Raw genomic sequence first — 18,416 nt, forward strand, 5'->3', positions numbered from 1 at the left:
TCCGGTCAGCCGCCTACAGGGGTGACCGCGCATCCCGGAGCCTCGGCGTAGTAGGGCTTCAGCAGGTCATTCCTGAAGGAGCAGGGCCGGTCAAGACCAGTTTTCTGTGACCTGCGCCGATTCCTGTGAGACGTTGCCAGCGCAAGAACGGTTCGCATCGGCGGCTACACCTCGGCAAAGTGTGCGATCCAGGTGGGCATGTCAATCTGGTGTTGGGCATTGGAGAGACCGGTGAGGACACATGTTCCCAACGGCCCAAGCCGGTCGTACATTGTCGCGGTTCCCACCGAGATCCCCGCGGCCGCAACCTGATCCTGCGCCAACAAGCCCAGTTCCGGCCCCTCCGGAAGTCGGGACAGGGTCATCGTCATATCAGTATTGATGTAGCCGATGCCCTCGGTTCCCCAGTTGCACACCATGTTGGTCGTGTCGGCGACAAACGCCGCCCGCTGGAACGGGGTGATTTGCTCGCCTTCCACAAGCGGCCATACATTCTGCCACGAATACTTGCGCTCACCATTCTGGCCCGCTACAAAATCTTCGCTCCACTCGCCATCGCCAGACTTGAACAGCAGACCATCTTCCCCGGGCGCACTCAGGCGAGCTGTCGGTGCGGGAAATTGATGAGACGCCTGCCAGACCGTTCCCGGCGGTTGCTGGGAAATGGCCAGGAACATCGCGGTTGCACGCACCCGCACCACGCCGTGTTGCACGATCGAAGCATCGACAACACGAACCCGCCTCCCGTCGCGAACGATGCTGCTTTGCACAACAACTGGCTCATTTAGCACCGGTTTGAGGAGATCTGCAGTCATCCGCGCCGGAATGAAATCCTCTCCCGGAGAGTGTGTCTCCAACTCTCGGGCCAGTATGCCGCAGACACCGTGGCCACCGAGTTGCGTCGGAAGCCACGGGCTGGCAGCCCAACTGGTTCCGACGTAGCAGCCGTCAACGATCTTGAAGTATGCGGACATTCAGAAACTCCTTACGGTTGGGTGCGGCACCATTCGAACATGCGACGCATTCATTTATGTCGCCTGGAGGCGGACCGGCATACGACGAACTCCGACGTGCTTGTTACTTCGCGAATACTCCAGCGGACCTGTACCTATCGGCTCCGCAACGTGGTCAAGTAGCTCGTTGAAGACGAGCCGCATCAACATGCGCGCGAACGCGGCGCCCATGCAAAAATGGCCGCCCAAGCCGAAGGTCACGTGCGGATTGGGGTTGCGGCGGATATCAAAGTTGTCCGGGTCGCTGAAGACTGCCGGGTCGCGGTTGGCCGATGCCCACCACAGAGTTACCTTGTCGCCGGCGGCGATCCGGACACCGCCCAGTTCAGTGTCGCACGTCGCAGTCCGTCGGTTGTACGTACTCACGGATGTGAAGCGAAGCATCTCATCGACCGCGCCGGAAAGCAGGCCACGGTCGCTACGAAGCTCATGCCACAGTTGCGGCCGGTCGATAAGCGCCTGCATCCCCAGCGCTATCGAGTTTCGGGTTGTCTCGGCACCGGCGGCGATCAAGAGGCTGAAGAGGGTCTGGGTTTCAAGTTCCGTCAGTGGTGCCGGTATGCCATCCGGACCCGGAACTTTTCCATGAACTGCCAACGACAGCACATCATCGGCCGGGCATTTTCGCTTGCTGTTCAGCAGGTCGACACTGTAGTGATACATCTCGTCCATCGATTTCTGCAACGAGGGACTCGTACCGCCAGGATCGCGGTCGACATGGTCGAGGGATGCCACCGTCCATTCGAGCAGCTTGTGACGATCCTCCTGCGGCACACCCAATAGCATGGCGGTCGCCTGCAATGGAAGCTCCGCGGCCACATCCTGCAAAAATTCGCATTCCCCTTTTCTGATGGCGCCAGCGACAATTGACTTCGCACGTGCTGCCAGTTCGTTTTCGTGGCCGGCCAACACCCTTGGAGCAAAGGGCGGGCTGAGCAACTTCCGAACATGCATGTGTCGCGGGTCGTCGGTCATATTGAGCAGGACACCTGCCACAAGCCCGACCGGTAAATCATCGATCAGTACACCGCCACCTTCGGTGCGCGGACCACCGTGGCTGGAGGAGAACGTCTTGATGTTCCGGGCGGCCGATACGACTTCCGAATATCGACTTACCACCCAGAATCCTTCGCCTCCTGGGGTGAATTCGGTCGGCGGATGCCATCGCACCGGATCATGTTCGCGCAGTCGGGCAAACTCATCGTAAGGAAACCCGTTTGCGAATACATCCAAGTCTGTCAGATCGGCATACGGCTGTAGCGTTGAATTTGCATGCTGTGTCACAGATCCCCCCTCACTCACGACTGTTGTTCCAACAGCAGACGTTATCACTATGTTGCGGCGACGCGTTGGCATATTGCTGCCAACGAAGTGGCAGAATTATGCCAACATGGACGCTAATGCAGATAACCGTTATTCATATATGGTCCGTATATGACTGACATCAATGAGCCCCCGCCATTTCCGTTCCCCTACCACGAACGGCGGCTCGCTCCGGAGTTTGCCGACCGGCGAAAGTCGTGTCCATTCGGAACCGTTCGCCTGCAAAGCGGACACGACGCAGTACTGTTGGTTCGCAACGCCGATGTCGCTGCCGCTCTAGCAGACACACGGCTCTCGCACGACCTGACGGCCCCAGGATCGCCGCGCTTTGTCGAGGGCCCAAGCTATCTGGACGACCCCACGATGTTTGCGAACATGGAAGGGGCCGAACACCGCCGCATACGCCGCATCATCGCCTCCGCGTTCACTCCCCAGAGCATTGCGACCTGGCATCCCATGATCGAGCAGGTCGCCACCGAACTGGCCGAGGCTCTCGATCACGGCGGACATCGGGCGGATGTCATGTCCGACTTCTGCATTCCCTTGCCCGTGACCATCATCAGGCGGCTGATCGGTGTGCCGGAAAGCGACGCGCCACAGTTCCGCGCCTGGTCCAACGCCTTTGTCTCTGGTGCGAAAATGACACTGGAACAGCGGATTCAGCAGATGAGCGAGTTTACCGGGTACGTCGCCGAGCTGATCGCCTACAAGCGAACCCGCCCTGGCACAGACCTGATCGACAATCTGATAGCCGCGCGCGACGGCGACGACCGACTCAGCGAACCTGAGCTCGTGACTCTGGTCACTTCGACCATCGCGGGGGGCAACGAAACGACCTCGAATTCGCTGGGCAGGCACCTAGTGACGCTGCTCGACGAAGACGCCGCACTCTGGAAGCGGCTCGTCGCCGACCAAGACCTCATACCGGCCGCCGTCGACGAACTCCTGCGCACAACCAAGCTCGGGGCCTTCTTTCCGATGCGTCTGGCCACCGAGGACGTCGACCTGCCTTCCGGCCGTATCCGCGAGGGCCAGGCTGTCGTCGTTGCCGTGGCTTCCGGATTGCGGGACGAGTCGGTGTACTCCGACCCGGAAACCATCCAACTCGATCGTCCGCCCGTACCCACACTCGCCTTCGGTCGTGGACCGCATACCTGCCTCGGTATCAACCTCGCGCTGGCGGAGCTGCGCATCGGCCTCCGCGTGCTCGTGGAACATTTCCCCTCACTCCGACTGGACTGCGACGTGGACGAGTTGCGCTACACCGAAGGCGGACTCCTGAGTTCGCTCATTTCCCTTCCGCTCGCGTGGTGACATCGAATACGGGGCTGGTGGACGGCAACAATCACCAAGCCGTTAAACGAAGCACCACGGTGCTGCGGTAGCGGCGTAGCCGGTCCCCAAAAGGAAACACGTCCATCGAGGACAGATGAGGATAAGGATGAAGATCGGGTTTTCCCTTCCGCAGATCGGGGCACAGGCCCACCAGGGTGCTGGGATCGCGGAGTACGCCGCCGAGCTGGAGCGGGCTGGGGCGCACAGTCTGTGGGTGGCAGAGCGGCTGATCGCTGCGACGAACCCGAAAATCGGCTACGGCGGATCATCGACCATTCCCGCCGTGTTCAACTCCGTGCTGGACCCGTTCGTGGTCCTCGGTCTCGCGGCGGCGGCGACAAAGCGGGTGCGCCTCGGCACGAATGTGCTGATAGCGCCGCTGTACAAGCCTGCCATGCTGGCGCGTTCGCTCAACACGCTCGAGGTGGCGAGCAATGGGCGCCTCGACGCCGGCCTCGGGATCGGCTGGTCGCCGGACGAATACGAGGCGGCGGGCGTGCCGTTCTCCCAACGCGGGGCGCGCCTCGATGAGATGATCGATGCACTGAAGGCCATCTGGACCACCGACCCGGCGAGCTACACCGGCAAGTACGTCTCAGTGCCCGAGCATCGTAGCGAGCTGAAATCCGTGCAGCGCCCGCACCCGCCGATCCACTTGTCCGGTTCCGCACCCGCCGCGCTCGCCCGCATTGGGCGCCGCGCCGACGGCTGGCTGCCGATGCTGTCCGAGCCAGGCCAGCCGGAGACGGGCACGCACCTGGTCCAGCTGCGCACGGAGATCGACCGCGCCGCCGAGGAAGCTGGCCGCGACCCCGCCTCGATCGCCACCGTGGTCCGTGTGAACGTCGCCCGCGGCACCAGCGAGGACGACATCCTGGCCACCGTTGAAACCACCGCCAAGGTCACCGGATTCGACCACTTCCTCATCGAACTGCTGCAAGTCGGTGACGATCTTGAGACGATGACCGGCATCGCGCTGCGCCTACTGCAGCGCTGCGAATAGATGTTTGCCCGTGGCTTCGAAGACGCCGATCGCCGTGGCGCTGCGAATCCTGTGCACATGCGGGCTCACTGCGACGCGGAGCTGGCTGAGAAGAAGGTGATTAGCCTGGACCCACCGGTGCCAGCCAGAAGAAATAGGTCAACCAATGGAAAGCCGCACTGACCGCAGTCGACAACTGCCTGGCCGGACGCCATCGATGGTCTCAGCCTAGGCGGTCTGGTGAGCGCCTGCCTCGCCGGCGGAGTTGATCGACAGCACCCAGGTGGGCGCGCCGCCCGGAGATCAGATCAGCGGGTCTGCTCAAGATCCATGAGCTGAGCCGCCGTGTCGAGGGCGTCAGCCGGTCGCCTTCGACACGGCCCTGGTTCAGGTATTTGTGCAGCAGATTGATGCCGCCCGGTGTAGCCGAGAGCTTTGATCTCGTGGATCAGATGCAGCACCGGGACTCCGGGCTCGGCTTCGCGGCGTTGACGCAGGTGGTCGCGATAGGGATCGACAAGGCAGGCTCGATATTGCGGCGGGCGGCGCCACTGATCGGGTTCGGTGGCGCGGGCGTAGCGTTTGACGGTGTTGAGTGCCAGGCACAGTCGCCGAGAGCAGTCCAGCAGTCCGACACCGTTGTTGAGCGGGTCGTGGACCGCACGCCAGCGTTCCAAAGTTGTTGTCTCGCGGGTCAATGTCTGCCGCTTCGGCCCGTCGCTGCCCAGCAGCGGGCGTGCGCGGCGACGGCAGTTTCGACCGCCCAGGCCAGTCCGCGCCACAGGTGCCAGCAGTCGCTGGCTTGCACTGCGCTGGGCAACGCCCGTCGAATCGCTTCGGCGTAGGCGGCCGAACCGTCACGGACAATGACCTCCGCACCGGGGTGTTCACGCAGCCATGTCTCAAGAGTTTCGGAACGGCGATCGGGAAGCACATCGATCCGGTCATGGGTGACCGCATCAATGAGCACTGTGCCGTAACGGTTTCCGCGGCGAAACTCGAAATCGTCCACGCTCACCACTCAAGGGGACAGGTCGTTGCGGCGCCAGGATGCGCAGCAGCACCCGCACCGCGGTGTCGCGGGACATGCGAATCGGCAAGGCCGCTAGCACCCGGATCGCGACTCGGCCCGGCTCCCGCACGACCGCCCGCACCCGGCCCGTCAGCCGGGCGGTGCGGCGCTGGTAGCGTTCGAGTAATCCGAGAACTTGCTCGCGCAATGTATTGCAGCACTTCGGTGTCGCAGTAGAACAGCCGACGGACACGCACCCGCACGAACCACCGACCGACCATTCAGCGGCAGGTCCGCGACCGTCCGGTTGTGATAGCTGTGAACCCGCACCGACTCGACACCACACCGCAAACACACCGCCGGGCGCGACGCCGTCCTGGCCCGCACCACCACCCACCCGTCCTCTATCCGAACACATTCCATGACTAAGGAAGCTGCCGGAAATTAACTTGTTGGTTGGGTCTTGGTAGCGACCTTGGGGTTTCGATCGACGACGCGGGCGCGAAGATCGGACAGTCGAGCCGGTGGGGTGGTCGGGGGTGGGATGTGGGTGCCGTGTTGGTCGAGTAGTTCGCCGATTGCGGTGAGGATGCGGTGGGCGGTGGTGCGGCTGGTGCCGAACAGGATGGCCAGGGGCTCGCGGGTCAGGCCGAGACGGCGATGCAGCACCGCCAGCAGCACTTGATCGGCGAACGCGACCGTAGATGGCCGGCCCTGCTTGATCCGGGGTTGCTGCTGGTGGCGGGCGTGCAGGGCGGTGGTGAGCCGATCCAGTTCGTCGCGGGTCATCCCGGTCATCTCCGGGTCGGATAAGATTCGGGGATCCCATTGGCCCGCAGGTGGATTCGAGTGGGCAGGTCCGGTGATCTGGGTGGGGTGCAGAGTGCAGTTCCAGTCGCCGTGCCAGCTGTGACGAGTCAGCGGCAGGGCTGCGAGATCGGCGGTGTCGACGTGAGCGCCGAGAGGATAGGCGTGGGTGTCCAGAGCCGCACGCACTCGCAGACCACTGCGGGTCGTCGTGGCGGCGATGGTGTTGACCACGACTTCGTGGCTGGTCAACGGACGACCGCGCCAGTTGAGCGTGATCGCCGCGAACAGCCGGTGCTCGATCTTGTTCCATTTGCTGGTGCCCGGCGGGAAATGACACACCGTGATCGCCAGGCCGGTCGCCGCGGCCAGCGCGGCCAGTTCGGCCTTCCAGGCGTGGGTGCGATACCCGTTGGAGCCACCGGCGTCGGCGGTGATGAGCAGTCGTTGCGCGGTCGGATAGGTGGCGTGGCCGATGTCGTTCCACCAGCGGCGGATCGACTCCACCGCGAACGCGGCGGTGTCGTGATCGGTGCCGACGTTGACCCACCCGGCATCAGCAACGATGTCGTAGATCCCATACGGGATGGCCTTGCCCACACCGGATTCGGGGAAATCGTAGACGTTCACCGGCACCGGCCGTCGCGTCGGCCGCCAGACCCGGCCCGGGTTGCGGAAGTCTCCGGCCAGTTCTTTCTTCTTGGTGTCCACGCTGATCACCGGCTGATCTGCGTCCCGATGGGCGCGGGCCTGGTCGTTGAGATACCGGAACTGGGCATCTCGGTCGGGATGCTGGGCGCCTTCGAGGGTCTTCACGTTGGACTGCAGGCTGAATCCGTCCGACTTCAGGACCGTGGCCACGGTGTCGGCCGAGATCGGATGACCCTGGCCGGTCAACTCATCAGCCAGCCTGCGCGTGGACTTGATGGTTCACCGCAACGGCGAGGCCGGATCGCCGCGTTCGTGCGGTTCCACCAATGCCAGCAGCGCTTCTCGCAGCCCAGGATCGGTGGCGGTCAACCGCTTCCGTCCTCCGCCCGGTTGCCGCACCCGCGCCGATGGTTGCGCACCGGACGCCGCCTCGGCCATCCCACCGGAACCGGTCGACTCGCTCACCCCGGCAGCCTCGGCGACCGCCCGGATGCCGCCATGCCCGAGCATCCTGGCCTCGACCCCGAGCAGCAGACGGCGCTGCCGCTCGTCCAGATGCGGCAAGATCAGCGCGAACTTCGCCGCCAACGCCTCCACGGTCTCCACCGACACGCCCACACCCCATCATCGGCCAAACCCGAAGACACAACTTATTTCCCGGCGAGCGCTTAGAGCTCCTAATCAGTTCGGGGAGTGAGTCATCGGGCAAACTCCTCGCGGTGGCCGACCGGCGGGTGAGCACTCCCAGCTCCTGGACTTCGAGTCCTGACGATAGACCGTGCCCTTGCCGGTAGGTTGGGAGAGTTGATCGCTGCTGGGATGTCGTGCCCGCCCGGAACGGACGTGAGCACTGCTTGATTAGGTCGCTGATGGTTCTCCTGCTGGCTGCTCGATCGCGTTCGCCGTGGAGATTGGGAGGATCGTTGCGACTGTTCGTCGGTGATGACTGGGCCGAGGACCACCACGATGTGGAGGTGATGGACGCTTCCGGTGGCCGTCTGGCCAGGGCACGACTGCCCGAGGGCGTCGCCGGGATGGCGAGGTTGCACGCGATCATCGGGGATCTGGTCGGCGAGGACGCCGACGAGGTTGAGGTGATCGTCGGTATCGAGACCGACCGGGGCCCTTGGGTCGGGGCGCTGATCGCGGCCGGATATACGGTGATGGCGGTAAATCCGTTGCAGGCGTCCAGGTTTCGTGACCGGCTGGGGGTCTCGGGCGCCAAGAGCGATGCCGGCGATGCTCACGTCCTGGCGGACATGGTCCGCACCCATGCTCACGAATTGCGGACGGTCGCAGGAGATTCCGCGCGGGCCGAGGCGGTCAAGGTCGTCGCCCGCATGCACAAGACGATGATCTGGGAACGGACCCGCCAGACGCAGCGGTTGCGCCACGCGCTGCGCGATTACTTCCCGGCCGCGCTGGTCGCTTTCGAGGATCTCGACGCCCCCGACACCCTGGAACTGCTGGCCAAAGCACCCACCCCGGCCCAGGCGGCGCGGCTGACCGTCGCGCAGATCAGTGCGGCGCTCAAACGCGCGCGCCGAAAGGACGTCGCGGACAAGGCTGCCCGTGTCCGGGCCGCGTTGCGCTGCGAGCACCTCGGGCAACCCGACGTCGTGACCGAGGCCTACGCCGCGTCGGTGCAGGCGTTGCTGGCGGTGCTGACCGTTCTCAACGCTCAGATCAAGGCCCTGAACGGGCAGGTCGATGCCCATTTTGGGCAGCACCCGGCCGCTGAGATCATCCTGTCCCAGCCGGGGCTGGGATCGGTCCTGGGCGCCCGGGTGCTTGCCGAGTTCGGTGACGACCCCCACCGCTACGCCAGCGCCAAGGCCCGCAAGAACTACGCGGGCACCTCCCCGATCACCCGCGCGTCGGGCAAGAAGAAGGTCGCCCTGGCACGGTTCGTGCACAACGACCGCCTCATCGACGCACTCACCACCCAAGCACAACCCGCACTGTTGTGGTCCCAGGGCGCTCGCGCCTACTACGACCGCCACCGAGCCCGCGGTGCCGGCCACAACGCCGCCCTACGCCAGCTGGCCAACCGACTCGTCGGCATCCTGCACGGCTGCCTCAAAACCGGAACCCACTACGACGAAGCCACGGCATGGCGAGGTCCCGCTCAACCGTCTGCTGCTTGACATTCAAGCTCCTGGGATATCTATCGAGTTCGGTTGCTGAGTCGTCGCCAGCAGATGAGTGCGGCGGCGAGGTCGAGGAATCCGTGGTGGATGTCGGTGCGCCGTTCCCATCGGATGGCCAGCCGTCGGTATTGGTGCAGAAGGGCGAAGGTCTGCTCGACGATCCAGCGGCCGGCGGTGACCTTGTCTCGGGTACCGCGGCGGGCGATATATCCGGTGATATGTCGTTGCCGCAGTTCGGAATACACGCTGGGATAGTCGCATCCCTAGTCGGCGATCAGGTTGGTGATCCGGTGGCGGGGCTGGCCCGCACGCCCGCGCAGGGGGCGGACCCGGTCGAGGAGTGTGGGCAGCATCAGGTGATCGTTGACGTTGGCCGCCGACAGCGCGGCGGCGAGCGGGAATCCGTTCGCGCAGGTCAGGATGTGGTGCTTGGAACCGGTCTTGGCGCGGTCGACCGGGCTGGGACCTGTTGCGGCACCCCTTTTTTCGCCCGCACGTGTGAGCCGTCGACCATGACCCGGTCGAAGTCGATCAGCCTGGCGGCGTGGGCGCGGGCGAGCACAGCTTGATGGATTTCCTCGAACACTCCTGCGGCTTGCCAATCCCGCAACCTGCGCCAACAGGTCATCCCGGATCCGAAGCCCAGTTCCTGGGGCAGATCTTCCCACCCAATCCCGGTGATCAGCACGAACAAGATCCCCTGCAGCACCAGACGGGGGTTCAACTGCGCCGGTCCCGGTGTCCCGGCCGCCTTCACCGGCAGTAGCGATTCGAATACCGCCCACAATTCGTCGTCCACGATCCAGGGTGCTGCCACGACGAAACATCCTGCACTGCAACAGAACACGACGCCACTCGACTGAACCTGTTAGGAGCTCTTAGCGGCAAAATGCCCGAAAAGGCAAGCCCTACAACATCATCTACCCGGTCCACCGAGGGCTCATGGCATCAACCAGCCCCGACCACCACCGGAAGTGCGCCAGAGCCGCCGCTGGTTTACTGTGAGCAATGGAGGGGAGTGTGGAGATGTATCCAGTTACTGAGGTATCCACTGAGACTGGTGTCCAACTTGCTGGTCGGGGTTCAGCAGATATCGGGTGGCTGTTGGCGGAGTCACGTCGGCTACTCGATCATGCGATAGCTGAGCACCATGACGCTAGGGATGAGTACGGGAATATGGTCCGGCTGCGACCAGGGGAAGGCTGGCAGTGCAATCTGCATCAGCTTCTCCAACGTGGTCACCAGGAGGCGTTGTTGACGGTCGCGAGTCCATTGCGGATTGAGCCGCAGTATTGGCAGGGTCGGCGACTAGTTGCCGACATGCTCTCGACCGGCAAGGAGGTTCGCATACTCTTCTCCCAGCGCTATGCCAAGACTCGTGATTACGAATCGTTGCGCAAGCAACCGGAGTTGCACGATCAGATCAGGGTTTCCGACGCGAACTTCGACAACATGATCATTATCGATCGGCAGGTCGCGGCCGTCTGGGGTGGCGCGGATGAGGAGCGATCCTACGGCTTCGTGATCAGCGATCCGGACTTGTTGCGGGTCTTGCATCAGTTCGCCACGGTGCTCTGGGAGTCGGCACCGGGGTTGCCAGCGCACCTGGCTCTGCGGCGGTCGGAGGTCGATCCGATCACGCTTGCGGTGCTGGGTGCGCTCGATCTCGGATTGACGGACGAGTTGGCTGCGCGTCGGCTCGCGGTGTCGGTGCGCACCTATCGCCGCCATGTCGCCGACATCATGGCTCGCCTAGGTGTTGCGACCAGATTCCAGATCGGTGCTCGTGCGATGGAACTCGGTTTACTCAAAGCACCGGCCGAAAACTCGCCGCGGACAGTCACTTCCATGGCCAACTAGGTGTATTGACCACGGACGTTGGTGACGGCGTGGCGAGCTGACATGGCGAAGACCTCCGAGTGAAGTGCGAGCTGTTGAGGAACGCATTCACTTCCGGAGGTCTTCGTGTCCCACCGTAATGCCCCACTGTCGGAGCTGGGCCGGTTGCGGCTCGCGCGTTGCGTCGTCGAGGACGGCTGGCCGCTCAGACGCGCCGCCGAACGGTTCCAGGTCGCCCACACCACCGCCAAACGCTGGGCCGACCGCTACCGAATTCATGGCCCGGTCGGGATGGCCGATCGGTCCAGCCGCCCGCACCACAGCCCGAACCGGACACCGACACGCACCGAGCGCCGCGTCATCAAGGTCCGCCTGCTGCGCCGGTGGGGATCGGCGCGAATCGCGTATCTGCTGGGCTCGAATCCGGCCACGGTGCATCGAATCCTGCGCCGCTACAAACTCGCCCGATTGACGCACCTCGATCGCGCCACCGGCCGTGTGATCCGCCGCTACGAGCACCCCGCGCCCGGGGACCTGATCCATGTCGACATCAAGAAGCTGGACAACATCCCCGACGGCGGCGGCCACCGCGTCCACGGCCGCCGCGCCGGGCAACGCCACCGCACCCGCACCGCCGGCAAGACCCTCGACCACAACGGCGACAGCCACGTCGGCTCCAGCTACCTGCACAACGCCGTCGACGACCATTCCCGCTTGGCCTACAGCGAGATCCTGCCCGACGAGCGCAAGGAAACCGCCGTCGAATTCTGGCATCGCGCCCGAAAGTTCTTCGCCAGCAACGGAATCACCGTCAAACGAGTACTGACAGACAACGGCAGCTGCTACAAATCCCGGCTCTGGGGACAGACCCTGGCCGATGCCGGCATCACCCACAAGCGGATCCGCCCATACCGGCCCCAAACCAACGGCAAGGTCGAACGATTCAACCGCACCCTGCTCGAAGAATGGGCCTACGCCCGCCCCTACCGATCAGAAACCGAACGCCGAATCGCCTTCACCGACTGGCTCCACACCTACAATCACCACCGCGGCCACACCGCACTCGGCGGACACCCACAGCCAGCCGTGTCACCAACCTCTCAGGTCAGTACAACTAGGGCTGACGTATCAGCGCTAGTGCCCGCGCCGGACATTGTCCGACGGCGTACTCGACGTCTTCGATGTCGGCTTCGGTGATGGCATCGGTCAATCGACGCACCTGACCGTCGCTTCCCACTTCGAAAAGATCAGGCCGGATGCCTTCGCAAACACCGTGACCAGTACAGGTCTGACCGACAACAAGCTTCATATCGATCTCACCACACGACCGGAAGGGAAATGAGCGAACTCAGAGGTCCGGCTTCAGAGTAGCGCGATTCGTCCACCATACAGTCCAGACGGAGCGAGAGAAAACGATCCACCTGCACGCTCCGGTGATTGAGCAGGCGGCCACCGAGCTGGCTGGAACTCTCGATCACGGCGGACCTCGGGTGGGAGATCCGCCGTTCGTGGTAAGGGAACGGAAATGGAGGGATATCACGAATGTCGGTCACATGGAGAGCATATATAGATATGAGGCATCTGGAGTGGTGTCGATAATGGCAGAATGCTGCCAACATATTGGTAGCATCCTGCCAGCCCATCATCGCGATATTCGGGACTGCCCCCGGTTTGGTTGATTCCTGATCCGTGAGGACTTCGTCCTCGCTGGAAGGATGTCCACCATGCCGAAGCCGTATCCGCAGGAGTTCCGCCGCGATGTTGTCCCGGTCGCCTGCAAGGGCAACGCCTCGATCAAGCAGGTCGCCAAGGATTTCGGAATCTCCGAAGCCTGTCTGCACAACTGGCTCAAACAGGCCGATATCGACGACGGCAACAAGCCCGGCCTGACCGGGAAGAGTCCACGGAGCTGCGGGAACTGCGCAAACGCACCAAGCAGCTGGAACAGGAGAACGAGATCCTGCGGCGCGCGGCGGCGTTCTTCGCCCGCGAGCGGCCCCCAAAATGAGGTTCCCGCTGGTCCTCGACCTGGCCGCGGACGGGTTCCCCGTCGCGGGGACCTGCCGGGTCCTCGGCTTTACGCCGCAAACATTCTTCAAATGGCAGCAAAACCCTGTGTCCCAACGAGATTGGGACGACACCCACCTCATCGATGCCACCCGCGACATCCACCACGACGACCCCGCGTTCGGGCATCGGTTTATCGCCGACAAACTCGGCGACCGCGGTATCCGGGCCGGGAAGAACCGGGTGCAGCGATTGTGTGCGCAGCAGCGGATCTGGTCGGTGTTCGCCCGCAAACGCGGACTCAGCAGACGCGCAGGACCACCCGTCCATGACGACCTGGTAGCTCGCGAGTTCACCGCGACAGCACCAAATCGGTTGTGGCTCAACGATATCACCGAGCATCGCACGAGCGAAGGAAGCTCTATCTCTGCGCGATCAAGGACTGTTTCTCCAATCGGATCGTCGGCTACTCGATCGACGAACGAATGACCGCTGCCCTGGCGGTAGCGGCGCTACGCAACGTGGTCGCGATCCGATCACCGGTCGGCACCGTAGTCCACTCCGACAGGGGCAGTCAATTTCGGTCCCGACGATTCGTGCATATGTTGTCGGCCAACGGGTTACGAGGCCCGATGGGCCATGTCGGAGCATGTGGTGACAACGCGGCGATGGAGTCCTTCTTCGCACTGCTGCAACGCAACGTCCTCGACCGCCGACACTGGTCGACCAGGGAGGAGCTGCGCTTGGCGATCGTGATCTGGATCGAGTGAACCTACCATCGCCGCCGCCGACAACGCCGCCTCGGCCGCCTGACACCGATCGAATTTGAGACAATCAATCAGCCTGCGCTCTCGGCCTGAAACACCACACTCCGCGAGTCAACCGAACTCGGGGCAGTCCCGTTTTTCTTCTACTGACTCCAGTGAATAAGTCTCAATGGTCGACTGGGGGTGGTAATTTGCGCATCACCCCGTCATATGTGTTGTTGAGCGTGTTGGAGAAGGTCGTTCACCATGCGGCGGTGGAGTCGGGCGAGCAGGCGGAGGTCGTCGGCGGACCAGTCGGCGAGTGCGTCAGCCATACGTCGGCGGTCGACGGCCCGGACTGCGTCAACCACCTCATGTCCGGCGTAGGTGATTTGAATCAGCTGCGCGCGACCGTCGTTAGGATCGGCGATCCGGTCTATGAAGCCTGTGTGTTGCAGGAGTTGCAGTTGACGAGTGATATGCGGGGCTTCGACGTCGAGCCGTGTAGCAATTTCGCCGGGCCGCAGTGGGCAGTCGGCATCGGCCAGAACACGCAGCACAGTCATGGTGGCGCGGTTCACGTTGACACCCGCTTCGATGCAGACGAGGTCGTGTCGGCGCATGCGGGTCAGCAGATACGCGATGCGGGTGGCGGCGCGCTCCAATTCGTACACATCGAGGGTCTTATCGCTGGTTCCGAGCCTGGCGTGATCGGCGTGCGCAACGGCAGCGTTACTTCTCGATTTAGATCGTGCTGTGTTGACAGCGGTGGAGGCGATCATCCGTCGTAATGCCCGCCGTCGATTCGCAGCGTAGCGCCGGTGATGTAGCCCGACCGCGGGCTAGCGAGGAAAGCGACGAGTTCCGCGTATTCCTCAGGTGTGCCGACACGACCGATGTCATTTTGCGCCAGCGAGGCCTTCGGTGCGATCTCCTCGAGCGTGTCTCCCCAGCCTTGCGCTTTGCCCATGGCGAGCAAAGCATGCAGCGAGCCAGGGGTACGAATGCCGCCCGCCGCCACGGCATTCGACGTGACACCCGAGTGCTTCAGCTCCCGGGCGAGTGAGCGGGAGAGAATATTGCGCGCGGCATTCGCTGCGGCGTAATGAGGTTGCGTGGCGGTCGGCATTTCGCCGGTGACACTGCTGATCTGGATCACGCGCCCCCATCCGCGCGCCCGCATCTGTGGTACAAGACGCTGGATCATGCGCGCACTTGAGATCACGTTGATGTTATACAGCTCCGCCCACTGCTCGGCCGTGGTGTCCGCCCACGTCGCCCACGGATCGAATACGCCGACATTGTTGACGAGGATGTCGATCTGTCCCCCCGTCATTGCATCTGCCACAACAGCCTCCGCGCCGGCGTCTGTACCGAGATCGCCAAGCGTGGCACTCGCCTCGCCGCCCGCTTCACGGATAACCTTCGCCACCGCCGCCGTTCTAGACGAATCCCGCCCGTGCACGACGACAGCGGCTCCTTCCTGAGCGAGGCATAGTGCGATCGCCTCACCCAGGCCACTGCTCGATCCAGTGATAAGTGCCCGTTTACCAGCAAGTTTCAGATCCATATTGTCACCGTCTACACCCAGTTCCGTCGATTAGCGAGTCTTGATCTGCACAGGCAGCCCACCCACCAGCGAGGTGATGATGCGCATCCGATGCCGAGGTTGCCAGCCCTCGCGGAGTTGGAATGTGTACCGCTGCAATATCACTGCAAGTGCTGAAAGGGCCTCCATATTGGCGAGACGGAAACCGATGCACTTTCGCGGACCGATGTTGAAAGGGAGGTAAGCGTTCCTGTTGATCTTGTCTGTGAGGAAGCGATTCGGCTCGAACTTGTCCGGCTCGTTCCAGAATCGGGGATCGCGATGAATTCCGTACGGAGAGAATAAGACTCGGGAGCCCTTGGGAACGAAATATCCACCAATCTCATCGTCCTCGATCGCGGTGCGGATGTTGGCCATCGACGATTGGACACGCTGCCCCTCATCGAAGCATGCCTTGAGATACGAAAGGCGCCCCACATCTGCGTACCCGATCGGCGCTCCGCCGAACGAATCGACCTCCTCGTATGCGCGCTCAAGCGTCAGCGGGTTGCAAAGCATCAGGGCGAGAGTCCAGGATATGGCTTCAGTCGTGGTTTCGAATCCGGCGAAAATCATGCCACTCACTTCCGAGAGCAGCCTGGCTTGTTGCAAATGCGGGCATTCGTCAAAGCTCATCTCCAACAGAGTGTCCAGGAGATCCTGCTCTGCGCCTGGACCGTCCGCTCTCCGCTGTGCGATGAACCTCTCGAGATCGGCGTGTACGGCGGCAAGTCCGGCTTGTCCCCGTCGCTGGAAAGGGCGCGGAAGGAAGGCCGGGAGATCATGCATCATCGAGCGATTAGCGGCGTAGCGGCTGAAATCCCGTGCAGACCGGACGTAGCTGTCCAGCTCCCCGGTCGCCATGGTCACTCCGAATACCGCGCGCATCAACCCGTCCAGGACGACGGTGCCGAGTTCATGCTCGAGATCGATCCAATCTGCGGTATCGACGTACTTTGCCCATGCATCGACACGGGCAGTGACCCCTGATGTCAGCTTGGGGGCGATTCGCTCCAATGCCTGTTCCGTGAAGTGAGGGTTGAGCGGTCGGCGAACCTGTTTCCAATCCTCGCCCTCCAAGAACGCCAACGACAGCGGTTGACCGTCCGTGAGCTCCTGGTAGGACTCGCCTTTGACGTACCGATGGTGGTGCCGGACCAAGATGTGGTCGACGTGATCCGGGTGGCTGACCAATGTCACCGGTGGTGCATCGCGTCCCGGTACCGGCAGGTCGACTACATCGCCGTACCGGCGAGCCACTTCGGGAATGATCGCGTACGTTTCCCGACGCCTGGCCACAACCAACTTCAACAGGGTCGCCAAACTTGGTCCCGGCGGCCGATTTTGGGCCGTTTGCCTTTGAGTAACCGATGAAGCTTCACTCATCCCTGTCCTCAATTCACGATGATCAGAATATTGTGTTCGGTTCTAACGCTTTTGAGACACGTACTTAGTCAGCCGCACCAACCCTGGTCTCCTCGTCCGCAGCCGAAGTCGGCACCGCGGAGGGTGGTTTGCTGGAGACGAGGAACACTGAGGTGACGGCGCAAACCACCAACAGGCCGACAGGGAGGTAGAGCGAATCGGACAGCGCCGAGCTAAAGGGCGCCTTGATGAAGTCGGGGAGATGACCGCCCGCGGCGGTCGAGGCGCTGGGCAGTGAATGTGCCGCCATGCGCGCGGCAAGTAGTGCACCGATGCCCGCGCTGCCGAGTGCCGAGCCGAGCTGGCGGGTGGTGTTGTAGACGCCCGAGGCCGCCCCCATCTGCTCGAGCGGCAGGGTCCGCATGGTGGTCGCGGGCAGTGGCGCCCAGATGAATGCGTTGCCGACACCACAGATCGCCCCCGCCGCGAACACCAGCGGGATGGATCCGTGCGGAGTGGCGAGGGTGATGAACCACCACACCCCCACCGCGAATACGGTGAAACCGAACGTCAGCAAATAACGGGGTGGCACCTTGTCCGACAATCTGCCGACCAGCGGCGACAAACCGCCGGAGACGATCGCCATGGGTGCGACGACCAACGCAGCCTTGGTCGGGGACAGATCGCGTACCGCCTGCAGGTAGAAGTACGACGGCACTATTTGCGCGGTCGCTGCCGCCGCCAGCGCGCTGGTGACGACATTCCCGAGCGAGAAGTTGCGGTTTCGGAAAACACTCAGCGGAACCAGCGGCTCGAGGCTGTTGCGGTTCTGGTAGATCAGGAACATCGCGAGGACGGCGAGGCCGCCGAGGATCAGGCCCCACACCCAGCCCGCCCAGTGGTAAGCGTTGCCTTCCTGAATGCCGATCACGAGCGCCGACATCCCGATTGCGACCAACACCATACCCAAGATGTCGAAACAATGGCTGTTGGTCGGCAGCACCGGAATCAACCGCGCGCCCAACGCGAACGCGATCACCCCGATTGGCAGATTCACATAAAAGATCCACTGCCAACCGCCGTTGTCGACGAGCAAACCGCCGAATATCGGGCCGATCAGCGCCGCGATGCCCGCGACGCCACCCCACGCTCCCATTGCCGCACCGCGCTTGTCCCACGGGAAGATTCGACCGATCACCGCCATCGTCTGCGGCGCGATCAATGCCGCACCGAAGCCCTGCACCGCTCGCGCGGCGATCAGCGAATCGATGCTGCCGGCCATACCACACCACAGCGATGCCAGCGTGAAGATCGAAAGTCCGCCCAGATACATGTATTTCGGCCCGAACCGGTCGCCAAGACGGCCGGTGATGAGCAGCGGCACCGCGAACGTGAGCAGGTAGGCGCTGGTCACCCAGATGACCTTGGACAAGTCGGTATGCAGGCCGACCATGATCGCCGGGTTCGCAACCCCGACGATGGTCATGTCCAGTAGGATCATGAAGTAGCCCATGCACAGCGCGCCGAGCGCCGCCCAGGGATTTATCCCATTCTTGTACTGTTGATTCGAAGCCATGCCTCGACCCTTCCCCGACCGC

The 18,416-nt window shown here is 63.0% G+C and carries 12 protein-coding genes and 5 pseudogenes; 6 read left to right on the plus strand and 11 right to left on the minus strand.

Annotated features, from left to right (window positions below; all coding sequences use genetic code 11):
- Window positions 1-164: 164 nt before the first annotated feature.
- Both ABZV44_RS14120 and ABZV44_RS14125 read right to left on the minus strand, forming a co-directional pair.
- Entirely contained in the window at window positions 165-974 is an 810-nt protein-coding gene (locus tag ABZV44_RS14120) for an acyl-CoA thioesterase domain-containing protein (protein ID WP_354835866.1), read from the minus strand.
- A 54-nt stretch (window positions 975-1,028) separates the two neighbouring features.
- Window positions 1,029-2,297 carry a cytochrome P450 gene (locus ABZV44_RS14125; RefSeq protein ID WP_354835868.1) on the minus strand — a complete coding sequence of 423 codons (1,269 nt, stop codon included), beginning with the start codon at window positions 2,295-2,297 and terminating at the stop codon, window positions 1,029-1,031.
- A 150-nt stretch (window positions 2,298-2,447) separates the two neighbouring features.
- Between ABZV44_RS14125 and ABZV44_RS14130 the strand changes: the two genes are divergently transcribed.
- Together ABZV44_RS14130 and ABZV44_RS14135 are read left to right on the plus strand one after the other, a co-directional pair.
- A complete protein-coding gene (locus ABZV44_RS14130) occupies window positions 2,448-3,650 on the plus strand; it encodes a cytochrome P450 (RefSeq protein WP_354835870.1) in 1,203 nt (400 codons plus the stop codon).
- A 127-nt stretch (window positions 3,651-3,777) separates the two neighbouring features.
- Window positions 3,778-4,674, plus strand: a complete 897-nt coding sequence (locus ABZV44_RS14135; protein ID WP_354835872.1) for a TIGR03619 family F420-dependent LLM class oxidoreductase — start codon at window positions 3,778-3,780, stop codon at window positions 4,672-4,674.
- A gap of 274 nt (window positions 4,675-4,948) precedes the next feature.
- On the opposite strand, the pseudogene ABZV44_RS14140 reads toward ABZV44_RS14135, so the two are convergent.
- Window positions 4,949-6,094: pseudogene (locus ABZV44_RS14140) on the minus strand (ISL3 family transposase); the annotation flags it as partial.
- A gap of 15 nt (window positions 6,095-6,109) precedes the next feature.
- Window positions 6,110-7,741, minus strand: a pseudogene (locus ABZV44_RS14145) (ISAzo13 family transposase).
- A gap of 251 nt (window positions 7,742-7,992) precedes the next feature.
- Between ABZV44_RS14145 and ABZV44_RS14150 the strand changes: the two are divergent.
- Window positions 7,993-9,270: an IS110 family transposase gene (locus ABZV44_RS14150; protein WP_354835874.1), complete on the plus strand. Its 1,278-nt coding sequence runs from the start codon at window positions 7,993-7,995 to the stop codon at window positions 9,268-9,270.
- Between the two features lie 20 nt (window positions 9,271-9,290).
- Here ABZV44_RS14150 and ABZV44_RS14155 read toward each other — a convergent pair.
- Window positions 9,291-10,090, minus strand: a pseudogene (locus ABZV44_RS14155) (IS5 family transposase).
- 437 nt (window positions 10,091-10,527) lie between these two features.
- Here ABZV44_RS14155 and ABZV44_RS14160 point away from each other — a divergent pair.
- Both ABZV44_RS14160 and ABZV44_RS14165 read left to right on the plus strand, forming a co-directional pair.
- Window positions 10,528-11,133 carry a hypothetical protein gene (locus ABZV44_RS14160; protein ID WP_354835876.1) on the plus strand — a complete coding sequence of 202 codons (606 nt, stop codon included), beginning with the start codon at window positions 10,528-10,530 and terminating at the stop codon, window positions 11,131-11,133.
- Between the two features lie 105 nt (window positions 11,134-11,238).
- A pseudogene (locus ABZV44_RS14165) lies at window positions 11,239-12,230 on the plus strand (IS481 family transposase).
- Here the strand turns inward: ABZV44_RS14165 and ABZV44_RS14170 are convergent.
- Together ABZV44_RS14170 and ABZV44_RS14175 are read right to left on the minus strand one after the other, a co-directional pair.
- Window positions 12,227-12,421, minus strand: a complete 195-nt coding sequence (locus tag ABZV44_RS14170) for a ferredoxin (RefSeq protein WP_354835878.1) — start codon at window positions 12,419-12,421, stop codon at window positions 12,227-12,229. The pseudogene ABZV44_RS14165 and the gene ABZV44_RS14170 sit on opposite strands and share 4 nt — an antisense overlap.
- Before the next feature lie 7 nt (window positions 12,422-12,428).
- Entirely contained in the window at window positions 12,429-12,953 is a 525-nt protein-coding gene (locus tag ABZV44_RS14175; protein ID WP_354836016.1) for a hypothetical protein, read from the minus strand.
- Between ABZV44_RS14175 and ABZV44_RS14180 the strand changes: the two are divergent.
- Window positions 12,837-13,979: pseudogene (locus ABZV44_RS14180) on the plus strand (IS3 family transposase). The gene ABZV44_RS14175 and the pseudogene ABZV44_RS14180 overlap by 117 nt on opposite strands.
- Window positions 13,980-14,092: 113 nt before the next feature.
- On the opposite strand, the gene ABZV44_RS14185 reads toward ABZV44_RS14180, so the two are convergent.
- The 4 genes from ABZV44_RS14185 to ABZV44_RS14200 all read right to left on the minus strand — a co-directional run bounded on the left by ABZV44_RS14185 (window position 14,093) and on the right by ABZV44_RS14200 (window position 18,394).
- Complete coding sequence (locus ABZV44_RS14185) at window positions 14,093-14,647, minus strand: MarR family transcriptional regulator (protein ID WP_354835880.1); 555 nt, start codon at window positions 14,645-14,647, stop codon at window positions 14,093-14,095.
- Window positions 14,644-15,435 (minus strand): SDR family NAD(P)-dependent oxidoreductase, encoded by a 792-nt coding sequence (locus ABZV44_RS14190; protein WP_354835882.1) that lies wholly within the window; start codon window positions 15,433-15,435, stop codon window positions 14,644-14,646. Before ABZV44_RS14190 ends, ABZV44_RS14185 begins: the two co-directional genes overlap by 4 nt.
- A 30-nt stretch (window positions 15,436-15,465) precedes the next feature.
- Window positions 15,466-16,839 carry a cytochrome P450 gene (locus ABZV44_RS14195; RefSeq protein ID WP_354835884.1) on the minus strand — a complete coding sequence of 458 codons (1,374 nt, stop codon included), beginning with the start codon at window positions 16,837-16,839 and terminating at the stop codon, window positions 15,466-15,468.
- 64 nt (window positions 16,840-16,903) lie between these two features.
- On the minus strand, window positions 16,904-18,394 hold the full coding sequence (locus ABZV44_RS14200) for an MFS transporter (RefSeq protein WP_354835886.1): 1,491 nt from the start codon (window positions 18,392-18,394) through the stop codon (window positions 16,904-16,906).
- Window positions 18,395-18,416 lie beyond the last annotated feature (22 nt).

This window comes from Nocardia sp. NPDC004860 (assembly GCF_040609015.1).
Lineage (GTDB): Bacteria > Actinomycetota > Actinomycetes > Mycobacteriales > Mycobacteriaceae > Nocardia.